At 24.9% G+C, this 14,149-nt stretch carries 11 protein-coding genes and 1 pseudogene; 8 read left to right on the forward strand and 4 right to left on the reverse strand.

The window, feature by feature from the left end:
* From L8X40_RS07870 to L8X40_RS07885, 4 genes are all read right to left on the reverse strand, one after another.
* The coding region (locus tag L8X40_RS07870; protein WP_263660882.1) for a hypothetical protein at positions 1-638 on the reverse strand (638 nt) is incomplete at its 3' end.
* Positions 622-1,383 (reverse strand): hypothetical protein, encoded by a 762-nt coding sequence (locus tag L8X40_RS07875; RefSeq protein ID WP_263667637.1) that lies wholly within the window; start codon positions 1,381-1,383, stop codon positions 622-624. The genes L8X40_RS07875 and L8X40_RS07870, both read right to left, overlap by 17 nt.
* A gap of 148 nt (positions 1,384-1,531) precedes the next feature.
* Entirely contained in the window at positions 1,532-3,868 is a 2,337-nt protein-coding gene (locus tag L8X40_RS07880) for a type VI secretion system Vgr family protein (RefSeq protein WP_263667638.1), read from the reverse strand.
* A gap of 107 nt (positions 3,869-3,975) precedes the next feature.
* Positions 3,976-4,491: an Hcp family type VI secretion system effector gene (locus L8X40_RS07885; protein WP_039626225.1), complete on the reverse strand. Its 516-nt coding sequence runs from the start codon at positions 4,489-4,491 to the stop codon at positions 3,976-3,978.
* A gap of 135 nt (positions 4,492-4,626) precedes the next feature.
* On the opposite strand from L8X40_RS07885, the gene tssM reads away from it, so the two are divergent.
* From tssM to L8X40_RS07925, 8 genes and pseudogenes are all read left to right on the forward strand, one after another.
* Positions 4,627-8,169, forward strand: a complete 3,543-nt coding sequence (tssM, locus tag L8X40_RS07890) for a type VI secretion system membrane subunit TssM (RefSeq protein WP_263667639.1) — start codon at positions 4,627-4,629, stop codon at positions 8,167-8,169.
* Positions 8,159-9,061: a hypothetical protein gene (locus L8X40_RS07895; protein WP_214100891.1), complete on the forward strand. Its 903-nt coding sequence runs from the start codon at positions 8,159-8,161 to the stop codon at positions 9,059-9,061. The genes tssM and L8X40_RS07895 overlap by 11 nt, the downstream gene beginning before the upstream one ends.
* Positions 9,062-9,117: 56 nt before the next feature.
* Positions 9,118-9,765: a tRNA 2-selenouridine synthase gene (locus tag L8X40_RS07900; protein ID WP_263667640.1), complete on the forward strand. Its 648-nt coding sequence runs from the start codon at positions 9,118-9,120 to the stop codon at positions 9,763-9,765.
* 177 nt (positions 9,766-9,942) lie between these two features.
* A complete protein-coding gene (locus L8X40_RS07905) occupies positions 9,943-10,260 on the forward strand; it encodes a hypothetical protein (protein WP_263667641.1) in 318 nt (105 codons plus the stop codon).
* 242 nt (positions 10,261-10,502) lie between these two features.
* Positions 10,503-10,880: a hypothetical protein gene (locus L8X40_RS07910; protein ID WP_193552012.1), complete on the forward strand. Its 378-nt coding sequence runs from the start codon at positions 10,503-10,505 to the stop codon at positions 10,878-10,880.
* 8 nt (positions 10,881-10,888) lie between these two features.
* Entirely contained in the window at positions 10,889-11,269 is a 381-nt protein-coding gene (locus tag L8X40_RS07915; RefSeq protein ID WP_263667642.1) for a methyltransferase, read from the forward strand.
* 1,088 nt (positions 11,270-12,357) lie between these two features.
* Positions 12,358-13,953 (forward strand): lipase family protein, encoded by a 1,596-nt coding sequence (locus L8X40_RS07920; protein ID WP_263667643.1) that lies wholly within the window; start codon positions 12,358-12,360, stop codon positions 13,951-13,953.
* Between the two features lie 7 nt (positions 13,954-13,960).
* A pseudogene (locus L8X40_RS07925) lies at positions 13,961-14,149 on the forward strand (hypothetical protein); the annotation flags it as partial.

The following is a 14,149-nucleotide window of genomic DNA, read 5'->3' on the forward strand; positions in this document are numbered from 1 at the left end:
CCAAGAACTTCGTATATATTGTTGAATATTTCATCTATATTTTTATCATTTTTATAATATTGTCCATTGCCCAGATGGATAGTTTGTGGAAAATATTGTATTTTTGGATTTAAAAAATTTATTATTATTTCTTTAGCTTTTTGTGATATATAGTAACTCAGCTCCTCTCCTTGAGTGAATATTACAAAGGCACCAAATGCTACCAAAGGTGCTGAATCTGGACATAATATACCAACCAAACTCACAATTCCAGCTGCAATTGCAGTCGCAGAAATACCAACTGTATAAACAATAGTTTCAACCCCTTCAGCTATAGCTTTAATAACTACCGACCTTTCGCCATTAAGGACATATTCTAAAGAATAATCCATAATTTTTAAAGTGTTTTCTGTTGGTTTGGTTATTATTCTTATTTTTCTTGCTATTGGTTCTAAAGTAGGATATTGCTTGGAGTAGGAATTTACGGTGTTTTTTAATCTATCTACAGTATCCCGCAAATATTGAGTTTTATCTTGTATGTCTTCTATATCTTGTCTATTAAAATTTGCTATCCAATTCGGTATTATATCTTTTTTAGCAAGCACAGCATTTTCTATACCTTGTCTATCTTCAGGACTTAAATTATTTTCCGCATGCATTTAATCTTCCTTTAGCAATATTTATGAAATAATTAAGTTTTTTTGTTACATATATTGTTTCGTATAATTCTTGATCTTGAAATTTTAAATCTGCATCATGAAATAAATTCATTTTTTTATAAGAATTAATCATATTTTCTAATAACTGTTCTTTTTGAGGTATAGAACACATAAAGTTTTTATCTAAAGTAAAACCAAAAAACAAGATATTATAAGTCATAAAATTAATTTCAAACATTATTTTACCTGGATTATACTTAGATGGTAATTTTTCAATTTCACTCATAAAGACAAGAAACTCATCCACAACATTTAAATAATTATTAATTTCTTTTAAATCAGTGCTATTGGAAATAAAATAAAAATAATTAAGATTATTTTGCATTTGCAAACCAAATAATACATCCTTATTTTTAAGAGCTACCAAATAAGCATTGTCTAAACCTAAAATTTGCATAAATTTAAAATCTTTTTTAAAGTTATGCATATAATTTAATAATTCTTTTTGATTAAGTTTTAATTCTTGATTTAAGTTTTGTTCTACAAAAACTTTTTTAAATTCTTCTTCGTTGCTCTTAAATAGTTTGTATATATCTTTAGCATTTTGATATTCTTTTTCATGATTATACTTATCCCAAAAGATAAGCTCTAAAGGGCGATAAGCTAAGCTTATAAAAATAATCAAAGCTATAAGTAAACCACAAGGTATATAAAATCTTTTAAGTTTATAAAAAGGTTTTTTCATTTATATTCCTTGATATTTTAAAAATAGCTTATAAAATTTTCTATAAAAATCATAACGATATTTTTTTATACTATTTATTGTATTACTAATATTTGGCATTCTCAAATTTTTAAAATATAGTATTTATTTTCAAATAAATACTATATATTTACTCTGCTTTAATTTCTCCACCTTTAACAACAAGACCCTTAGAATCTATCACTACTTCTACTCCACCTGCTTTAATAATAACACAATCTGGTTTAGCATTAATCAATGTTTCTCCTACTTGTATAGTTGCCTCACTATCAGCCTTTAGATAATGAGTTGTTTTTGCATAGGTAGTGATATTATTAGCCACCATACTTGTATTTTTATCGCTTTCAAATCCCATGGATTCATTGCTTGTAAAAAGAATATTGTCTTTACTTTTATAATCTATCTCTTTTTCGCTCAAGACTTGTATTTTATTGCTTGTATTTATATTGTAATAACCTTCTATAATTTCTTTTTTGTTTCCTTTAACATTTCTAGTTTCATCTTTATGTATAATGGTATTTTTGTTTGCGCATATTTCAGTGTCTTTATTTTCTCCTATATATTCACTTGAATTTTTAGCTACTCTTAACTTGTTGTCTACTCCTACATTTAAAGTGTTAGATAATCCAACTATGGTGTCTTTAGATAAACCTACATTTATTAGATACTCAGCACCAACATTGACATTTTTAGCTAAATCTATGGTTTGCGTATGAACTTTTTTAATTCTTTCATTATAAATCCCATCCACCATAGAATCTTTATCATTTAAAATTCTTTGAGTAAAGTTGTGCTGAACCAATTCATCATAATCTCTTTCTGCTTTTAGATAGATTTGTTCTTTATCTTTTAAGTTGGATAAAGTTAGTTCATTGTATCCTTGTTCATATACTCCTATAGTTTTAGAGCTAATGGAAGTTTTGTGATCATGGTGTGGCAACGATACAAGAGGATCATTCACCCCATTATATAAACTCCCACTAATAAAAGGTTTATCTATATCATCATCTAAAAATGAAATAATAACTTCATCTCCAATTCTAGGTGTATGATAAAAACCTGAATGATTGCTTGCTACATTACTAGCTACTCTTAAGAATGGACTATGGTGATACATGTTTGTTTTATTATCTAATTCTTCTTGATTAGCATAAAGATTAATCCTTACTTTTACTCTTCCGTATTCATCTGTGTATATGGTATTTCTTTGATTTTCTATATTAGAATCTTCTCCTATAACTATACCCATGGTATTAATTGGAGGTTTTGGTTTGGATTTAAAACTAGGTGTAAAGGTTAAAAAAGATGGGATAAGGGTTAAATTATTTGTATAAGATTTGCTTAGATTTAAGTCTTTAATATTTAAATTATCATTGGTATTGATAGTATTAGCTAAAATAGCATCATCAATTAAAATTTGTTCTTTTGCTATAATAGTATATTCTTTGGTGGTTTCTTCTTGAATATTAATTTTAATACTTTCATTTAAACTAAGATGATAAATATTGCTTTTTGCTTTTAGTATATTATTAAGCATAGTGTTTCTTTTTTCTTTTAGGGTAGGGGATTGTTTTAAATTAATATTTTGTGTAAAGGAATACTCACTTTCATAAGAATGCTCATTATAATGCGCATTGGTGTTTTGTGCTTTAGTGCTTAATGAATATAAACTTAAAGGTTGTTTGGAATTATTACTAGAATGAGTAAAAGCATTAGTTTGTATTTGTTTTTCTTTATTTAGTGCGTAAATACAAGTTTCATTAAGATGGTTGTTGATATTAGGATTAAAAACTATATCTTTTATTTTGCCTTTATGAGTATAAAAATCATAAAAATAAATATTATCTTTATCTTCATAAAAATAAATGCCATGATTGTGTGCTAATCTTGTGATAAATTCTAAATCACTTTCATTGTATTGAGAAATCAATTCTTTAGTTTCATATATATGATGAATATTAGAAAAATCAATGTTTTTATTTAGCTTAGTGTTGTAATAGGCTAAGGTTTGTTTAATTACTTCTATTATGTTTGTATGAGTATAAATACGATTTGCTTTATTAAAATCAAGTCTTATTAAAGGAGAATGCAAGTTAAACTTAAAAAAATGTTTATGGTTTAATTGTTTAAAATTTTCTTTTACAATATTGCTAGCACTGCCTTGATTAACACCTAAATAGTCAACATAAGATATTATTCCCCGATAAATCATATCAATATTAGTTGAAAAGTCTATCTTTTTGTTTTCGTAAGGATTTTTAATTATAAGTGAAGCTTCTTTATCAATAAGCATATTAGGATTAAATTCAATATTATCATCACTAAAAATATCATTATTGATATTTTCATAAAAACCTTCACATTCACATAAGAAGATCTGATCCAAGCTTTCTTTTATAATGGCTTTTGTGATTTTAAAATCAAGTTTGTTAATTTTTAAATTAAGATAAGAGTTGTTTGTATTCATTAAAAAACCTTTGTTGGTATTGGGATTTATTGGGATTATTTTTAATGAAAGTGATAAGGATATTAAATAGCATATAAAGCTCATTGTTAAACAATGAGCTTATTGTGTTACGAATTTGCTTCTCTCCAATCATCACTTCCGCTTGTTCCAGCCGCTGTATGCTCCCAAATAACTTTTCTGTAATTTAAAGATACCTTAAAAAGCTCTGTTTTGTCATGATTGTTTGCTTCTTGAGCATTTGGCATTACTAAGGTAATATCTGTAATGATAGCATCTTCTAATTTAGTTGTAAAAAAATGTTCTTGTCCACCACTTGTTGATGTTCTAAACCAATGAACTTCAACACTCGGAAGTCTTTCACCTTTTGTAAGTGCATTGTAAAGTAGAGGAACTGCTTTATTTAGAGAGCAAGTGAAAGTAAAAGGCTTATGAACTCTTTGTCCTGATGGTTGTCCACTTTGTTGATCAACTGGAACTGTTACAATATGAGAAATTTCTTGAGCCATAATCTCATCTTCGTGTCCTGCTTGATAGCGATTTCCTATACTTGCTTCTGTAGAAGCACCACTTGAAATAAGTCCTTGTGTTGAACCTTCGATTTTGATATATGCTGGTTGTGCCATGTTTTTCCTTATGATTATAATTTTAACTTTATATTTATATTAAAAGCTTTTAATATTTTAATACAAAATAAGTAAAAATAATATAAAATTAATAAATAGAAATAAAAATTATTTGAATTTATATTAGGAAAAATTATGTTTCAAAAAATAATGCAAATTTTAAAATCTAGGATTTTCGTAATCACATTAATACTTATTATTTTAGTTGTCTTAAGTTTATTTTTTTGGGCTTATGGTTCTTTATTTGCGTTTAATGAAATTTATGTTTTTAGTAATTCTTATTTAAGATTTGGGATAATTTTTATATTTTGGTGTTGTATTTTTTTGTTTTTCCTTTTAAAGCCTTTAAGTAATTTTATAAAATCTTTTAAGGATGACAAAAGAATAAGACTTAAAGAAATTAAAAAAGAATCTAATGAATTTTTATACAAAGCAAAAAGAAATTTCTTTATCGCATTAAAAGATGCCAAACAAACATGGAAAAAAGATATCAACACTAAAAATTTGCCTCTTGTTGTTATTGTAGGAAATGAAGGTGCTGGTAAAAGTACTTTTATAAATTATTCTGATATAGAATATCCTTTAAGTGATAGTTTAGAATCATATAAAAAGATGCATAAGTCTACCAATAATTTTAGCTTATATGTTTCCAAGAAAGGCGCTTTGCTTGATACTGAGGGAAATTATTTTTCTCAAGAAGATTTTTTTCATCCTAATAGTAGCGATGAGTTACCCGAAGATGATATAGAGAAAAATAGAGACTTCTTAATTAAAAAGAGCATTTGGCAAAATTTTTTAAAATTTTTAAATAAGAATTATTTTCATAGTAAATTAAATGGCATTATTTTAATAATTGATACTCGATTGTTTTTGGAAAACACAAAAGAATATTCTAATAATTTAATTCGTTATTTAACAAAAAGGGTGCATGAGTGTGAAAAAATTTTAGGTGTACAATTACCTATTTATGTTGTTTTTTCAAAATTAGATTTGATAGAAGGTATGAGAGAATTTTTTGATATTTTTAATGAAAAAATTCAAAAAAAAGCTTTTGGTATAAGTTTTGCAGAACATTTTAAAGAAGAAGATATTCAAAAGTCTTTTGAAGAGATAAGCAAATCTTTGTTTTTACGTTTTGTTGATAAAAATTCTTCTATATACACTATAGAGGAAAAAAATAAAATTTATTTATTTTTAAAGCAGTTGGATAATTTATTTGTATTGAGCAAAGACTTTATCGTGCAACTCCAAAATGAAAATATTTTAAAAAATAGTTCAGTTTTAAGAGGGGTATATTATGTAAGTGCTTATCAAGAAAATGTGCCAAGAAATTTTATGCTTGATACAATTTGTGAAAAGTATAATATAAAAAAACCATTAGCTCAAGTAAAACAGTCTTTTAGCAAGCAAAGTTATTTTGTTCAGTCTTTGCTTGAAGATATTGTCTTTAAAGATTCATCGCTAAGTAGAATTAAAAGTTTTTACAAAAAGATATCGCTTGTGGGTTTAACTATATTTTTGAGTTGTATGACTTATTTTATTTCATCTTATTTTATTCTTAAAAGTGAGCAAGAAAAGAAAATATCTCAAAGTGTTTATACTGATCTTTCATTTTTGTTGAAAAATATGCAAGATTACCCCATGATGAGTATAGAAGAGAAAGCAAAATTATTAGTTGATTTAAGAAATATACTAAGTGTATATCCACAATTAATCGAAAAGGCAAGTTTGTTTGAATATTTTAGCTTAAACATAACATATAAAGGCTTTAAAAAAGCACAAAATTTATATTATAAAATTAGTGAAGATGTGTTGAAAAATACCCTGTTAAAAGAAATGGAAATAATATTACAAACTGATGATAATTATGATAACTTAATTAAAACTTTATATGTATATAAATCATTGTTTGAGCAAAAATATCTTGATAAAGATTTATTAAAAATATGGATTAATGAAAATTGGAATTTTTTAGAAAAATATAAAATTTCTAAAGAAAATTTTCTATCTGGTATCGATGAACTTCAAAAGATTGACTTAAGCACTTCTCAGCAAGATGATATTTCGGTTAAACTATCTATTGAAAAACTATATAATGTAGCAAAAATTCAAAGAATATATACTTTACTTAACTTTATCATTCTAGATAAAAACAATAAAGTATATAATTTTAAAAATGAATTAGGATTTGCTGCTAATAATGTTTTCTCAGAGTCTATTAAAATTGATAGTATTGAAGAAATTTACACAAAAAAAGGTATGGCTGACTTTTTGCAAACGTTAAATGTAAAAATAGATAAAGCCATTGAGATTGATTCATGGATTTTAAATGATTTGTCAAATTCTGAAAATAGAAGCAATATGGCAATGGGAATTATTAAAATTTATTTAACGCAATATCAAAATAAATGGCAAGAAATTTTAAATTCACTTGCACCAAAAAAGTTTATTTCCAAAAGTTCTATGCTAAATGAACTTAATATACTATCTAAAAAAGAAAATCCTTTAATGAATTTTATAAAAATTGTTAGTGTAAATACCAATCTTAACGATGCTACTTTACTAACTCAAGCATATAATCTCGGTGTTAATGCTGCTGAAATAAAGACAAGTTTTATGGGGATTACCAGTTCGTTTGATGCTTATCATAAAATTATAGAACAAAATTCTATTTTAAATACGGGTGCTACTGCTGTAGGTTTAGATGTTGGAAGTCATCAAAAAACCATGGAATTAATAAATACAGATTTGTCTAATATTCATAAAAAAATAACTGACTTTACAACAAATAACTCGCAAACTATTGAGGAAAAAATAAAATACGCTTTAAGCGATAGTAAAGATTCTAGCGACCCATTTAGTTCTCTTGAACAAAATATTAAAAATTTACCAAGTGAATTGGAAAAATATTATGCAACTCTTTCTTTGTATGCTTGGAATATTATAGAAAACCATGGAGTTTCTTTGTTTAATACTGTTTGGTTGAATGAGGTTTATGCGCCATTTGTTAATGATATAGCTCCTTTTTATCCTTTTAATTTATTAAGTTCACAAGATTTGAGTATAGATTCTTTTAAAAATTTCTTTGGTAAAAATGGAATTTTAAATAAGTTTTATGAAAAATATTTAACAAATGTTCTAATTAAAAGAAAAAATGTTTACTCTATTAATTCTAAATTTAGTTCAAGATTAACTTTTTCCAAAGAATTTTTGGATTTTATTACTAAGGCTGGTAATTTATCAGAGTTAATGCTAAATGCAAATGATGTAATGAGGGTGCGCTTTACTTTACAAAGTCTTGACTTAAGTGCCGATTTTTCTTTTGTAAAAGTTCAATATAATGATACTTCTATTATATATGATCATACATTACATACAAAATTAGATGTTATAACTGATGAATTTAACAATGGAACTAGTTTTGATTTCACTGCGTATTCTTATTTAGATGCTAATATAAATTACACAAAATCATATAAAGGAGAATGGGCTTGGTATAAATTATTACAGGAAAGTAAAAATTCAAATTCATCTTACAGTGTTTTATTTAATGACAATAAAAAAATGTATTTTGATTTCAAACTTAATAATAACAACTCAGATATTAATAATATAATTATGATATTAAGTGATTTTAAAATAGTAGAAAATATAACAAAGGCTCAAAATGATAGATAAAGAAACCATAGGATTAATAATTGAAAATATTGACGAAAATATTACAAAAACAGTAGCTTGTGTATTTGATGAAACTGGTGGACTTGTTGGATCAAGTCCAGAATGTTTATTTTGGATACAAGATAAAAATAATTCTGTTAAAGAAAAACATATGAAGATTACTTTTGAAGAAGGTTTTTTTACTATGACGCCTATAGAAGGCAGTGATATTTTTTATAATAATTCTTTTTCTAGATTGGAAGATGGTTATGAAATTATTATCAACAAAGGCGATGTTCTAAAGTTAGGTCTTATTGAGTTGCGTTTTGTTGATTCAAAAGAGATTAAACAAGAAACTTTAAAGCAAGCAAAAGAAATAAAAGAAATAGAAAAACACACACAGATGGATGAAATAGAGCTAAAACCTAGAGGAAAAATAGATGGTTTAGATTTTAAGGCAAAAGAAAACATTAAAGAACTTATTGAAACAAAAATAGATTATAGTTTTATAGAGGATAATAATATTAAAAATTCTGAAGTTATTATAGAATCTAATTCTTCTGTTAATTTAGATTTTACTTATGAAAATATAGGAAAAATTTTAGATAAATTGCAAAATGAATTATCACAAAATCGTAAAAAAACAATACTAAATGATAATTTCCAAAAATTAAATATAGATGATTTTCAAACAGTTATTTCAAAAATTCCGCTTATTAAAGATACAAAACTAATTAATCTTGTTGTATTAAAATTAATTACTAAAGAATTGTATTCGCCTGTATTTAAAGAGATGGAAGAAGATATTTTTATGACTTATTTGCAAAACGCCTTGCAAAATATCATCAAAAATGATCAAAATATATTTGAAAATTTGACTTTACTGTCTTTAAATAAATACAAAGAAAAATAATTTTTCAAAGTAAAGTAAGATAATTTTCCAAAATTAATTTTAAAAAGGAGTATCAAATGAAAATCACAATGATAATTCTAAGCTTATTTTCTTTAGTATCTTTAAGTGCATGTGCTTTTAAAGAAAATAAAGCAAGTGAATTAGAAACTCTTGCAAGTAATTATGGTGGAATTTATATCTTTGATAAAAAAATAAGAGAAGAGATATTGGAATTAGAGAAAAAAAGAGAAGAATTTCGTAGCAAGTATTTAGGGAGTGAAATCAAAGTAGGAAATGAAACTCATTTTGTGAATTTTTCTTATTTGAAGAAAAAATTCCCTCAAGTCCTTTCTAATGGTTGTAAATATTATCGTAACGATTATAATTATAAAATAGGAGAATCTAATTTTAATTTCGATGATAAACCCGAATTTGCATACTATGAAGATCAATTTAAAGCATATATGGGTGAAGAAAACTATAAAAAATTAAGACCTTATTTAGGTATGACAACTTATTATGTGTGTGAGGGTAAAAAATATCCTGTTGTTTTTTCTACTAGATTTATGTATAGTAAAAAAAGCTATGGATTATTTGGAGATGAAGGAAGAGGATTTAGTTTTTCTAGTACAAGATACACAGGTGTTGGTGGGGGATCTTTTCATTATTTTATTAATGGTAAATTTGTAAAAAGTGATGAAAAATATAATTTGGAAAGATATTAATGAACCCTAAAGAACTTATTTCTCAAATCAAAGACTATGCTGATATAGCAGATGCTAGTTATGCTATGTTGTAATATGTTGTAATATGTTTGGGAAAATATAGAGCAAGATGAAAAGAATAATATTTATAAAGCAGATAAACTTACTTTTGGTGATAAATTAAAGCAAGATATTGTTATGAAAAATAGTAAAAGGGAAAATATTGTAAAACCTAAAAATACAAACACAGCTTATGCTTGTGCTATACAAGCTCGTTTTGAACAAAATAAAATAGTTAAAATAGAACCTAAATATTGTATTTCTCTTATAAATACTTGTTTTGATAGTAAAGAAATAACATTGGATAATGATATTAGCAGGGTAGGGTTAAATGATGCACTGAGTAAAAGAACTATTGATTTTGTAAATAGATTTAAACTTTTAAAACATCAGCCCAACACTACAAATTGTCTTATGAAAAAACAGAGAAAATTAAGAGGAGTTAATAAATGCTAGAATTCTTTATTAATCTTTTAATATTTATTCTTATATTTTTCTTTTTTGTTTTTATATTTTCTATTATTTTATATTTTATCTTTAAAATTTTTTATAAATTAAAAAATAAAACAAAAACTATAAATTTTAAAACAATATTTAAAAAATTTACTTTGTTTCTTTTACCTGTATATCTTTTATTATTCTTAGTAGGAGGATGTTCTTATAAATATATGGATCCGCAGTATTATGAGTTTAGGAGCTTGTGTAAAGATATAGATAATAAAGTAATAATTTACAATAAAGCTTATTGGGAATTGTATAGCGATTTTACAAAAAAAAAGCCTTCTATAGAAAAACGAGTTAAGGATGATGGTTATGAATATTTTTATTATGAAAAACTTAATGAAACATTTACTTATTATGATATAAAAGATACGATAAAATCCGAGAAACGAAATGGCAATATTATAACCATAGTATATGATAAAAAATATAAAAAAATGCCCAAGCCTTTTGCTACATATATAAGATATAAATATGAAAATGATGGTGTATTCTTAAGAGGCGATGAGGGCTCTGGATTATATTTTAGATATGAAGAAGTATTCACTTGTAGCTATTTTGATAATTTTAAGTAGGGATATAAATGAGCAAAAACATTAAAACACAAGAAGCCAAATTAGACTTAATCACTAAATTTTTAGACTATGCTAATTGTGCAGATGCTAGTTATGCTTTATTAGATCCAGTTTTTACAGGTGTTATTATTGATAATCAAGGAAAGGAATTAGAAAAAGATTTAGATAACCAAAGACTAGGTGATAAACATAATAATCAAAATTCTACCTATGCAAGAGCTATACAAGCTCGTTTTGAACAAAATAAAATAGTTAAAATAGAACCTAAATATTGTATTTCTCTTATAAATACTTGTTTTGATAGTAAAGAAATAACATTGGATAATGATATTAGCAGGGTAGGGTTAAATGATGCACTGAGTAAAAGAACTATTGATTTTGTATTTTAAAACATTAGTCTAACGCTTTAAGTGGGGCTTTGATATATTGTGATGTTAAATATAAAGACAAGCTATCTTTTAGTCCCAGTGAAGTTTATAGTTTTAATGCCTCTAGTGTTTATGGTTGGAATGGTTCCTAGTGTAATTATATTTTGATTTTTAAAAAGTAGGATAATTTTATTAAAAATATAAAAAGGAAAATAAATGGGTTTATTAAAAAAAATATACATTGCTTGGGGGATGTTTTGGGGAATTATTTTTTTGTTTAGTTCTTTATATGCTTATTTTAGTGATATAGAATTTTTTGGTGATATGTTAAAGATTGCATTTTTTATATATTCTTATCCATTGTTACCTTACATATCATATTTAACACTACAAGAAACTATTAAATCCAAAAATATTTTTCTTTATTTTTCTTTATTTTTCTTTATTTTTCTTTATTTTTCTTTATTTTTCTTTATCTCGGGGGGATTTTTTAATTATGTAATAATATTAGGCATTTATACAATATTATTTTTAATAATATCTATTAAATTTAGAAAAGAACTTTCTTATTATTTTTCTTTATTATTTTGTATTTTTTTATACATTTTTTTATATCTTTTTATTTTCTATATGGATTTAAAAAATGAGTAATAAAGCTCAAATTAACAATCTCAAAAATTACGCTAAACTTGTATAGATTGGTTTTTTTGATTTTTTAATAATAATTTAAATTTCAACAAAAAAAGGAAGTAGTGTGATAATACTAAAAAATCTATATATTATTTGGATTATAATTTGGGGATTTGGGGCTATTTTAGGTTATTATATGGCATATGATGCAACTTTTACTAAAATGTTCTTTTTTCTTGTTATACTTTATCTTTTTCCATTATTGCCTTATTTTTATTATTTGATTTATAAAAAAGCAAGAAAAACAAAAAATATATTTGTTGCTATTTGTTGCTATTTGTTGCTATTTGTTGCTATTTGTTGCTATTTGTTGCTACTATTGATTAATAGAAATAATAGTAATTTTAAGTTGTACTTAATTATTATTGTGATACATATTGTAATATTTGCAATAATTTATTTAATTAAAAGAAATAAAAATGAAAACTCAAATCAATAATTTAAAAGATTATGCAGAACTTGCACAAGCTAGCTATTTTAATTTTGATTTTTTAAATACTAGAAATATATTTGAGTTAGATTCTAATCAAGAAAAAATTCAAGAAGAAAATTCTCTTAGAGGTTATAGAGAAATAAAAGTAAATTTAGAACATGTTGTCAGTCAAAAATATAAAGATAAAAAAGTATTGATTGATTTAAGACAAGATAATGATTGGCAATCAAAAATATTAAATTTCTTTGATGAAAAGACAAATTTTGATAAACTAAATGGAGAATTTGGAGAATTACAGACTAAAAATTTCATTCAAAGATATGAGGTTCAATTTCATCAGCCTAACACTACAAGTGGCTTTAGTGCTACTTTGTTTTATGATAAAGAAAAAGATAAATTTGTGGTAGGATTTAGGGGAACTGAAGCTGATAATTTTATTAGCTCGATTCAAGATATAGCTCAAGACATAACTCTATCCCTCAATGGCAACCTCCAATCTTCTTCTCTTTTAGAATTTTTAGAACAAGTAGATAAAATAATCAAAAATAAACACAAAAGCATTATATTTGTAGGACATTCATTGGGTGGGTATTTAGCTCAAATGGCTTTGATATATTGTGATATTAAATATAAAGACAAATTATCTTTTAGCCCTAGCGAAGTTTATACCTTTAATGCCCCTAGTGTTTATGGTTGGAATTTTCCTAATATAGCTCTCAACCCTAATACAATAAAAATTATGCAAGATCTTTTAGGAAAATACATTATAGATATTTCAGAAAAAATCACTCACATTTATGATAATGGTAAAATTGAAATCATCGCTTCTGCTCAATATGGCTCACACAATAGACTGTCTATCTATACGGGTAAAGATTCTCACTCCATAATCCCCCTAACTCAAACTCTTTACTTCTACTCCTATCTTTTAGAATTAGATGCTAACCATAACAAAGTCAAAGATAAAAGTTTTAGTGAATGTATAGAGTATCTTAATCATTTTATGAAAAATATTCAAATATATACAGAAACTTTTGTGTTAAAAAATAATGCTATTAATAATAAAAATTTCGCTCTTAAAAATGGACCTCTTGGGTTTTTAAGAAGCTCTCCAGAAAAAATCAACCATTTTGAATATTTTCTTTCATTAATAGCCACCATAATGCAAGAAACAAATGATATTTTAGAAGAGGTTGGAGATAATTATTATACAAGCTACAAAGCTCCTACCATTAGTCAAACAAAAATCATAGATTTTATTTTAAAAGCACATGAAAAAGAAAAATATATTTTAATTCTTGATAAAAATGATTTTAATAAATACAGAAAAGATTGTTCCTTTATTAATAATCAAGAAAATTTAGCTCATAAAATTGCCATTGGGGAATTTAGAATTTTCATTGTAGTTTATAAAGATATGAAATGTCTTGAAAATATTAATAATATAACAAAAATATACAGATATAATTCAAAAAGTTATAAAATAAAAGATCAAATTTGGGATGAGCGGTATTTAGGTGGAGTTTGTAAAATATCACAAGCTTTGTATTTTAATGGAAAAGCCAAAATAGGTATTATTTAGGAAAATTATGATAGGTAGAGACTTTTTATATTCTATTCATAAAGATAAAAAAAGTATTTATTTGTTTTGTGAAAATAAAAGCATAATTGATTGTCAAAGTATTTATGATGAACTTTACAAATTAGAAGCAACGACAGATTTTACTTTTGAAGAACTCCAAAACTATCAAGCTTATATCTTCCTAAACTCCACCCTC

Origin of the sequence: Campylobacter sp. CNRCH_2013_0855, from assembly GCF_025773025.1 — a bacterium.
GTDB lineage: Bacteria > Campylobacterota > Campylobacteria > Campylobacterales > Campylobacteraceae > Campylobacter_D > Campylobacter_D jejuni_C.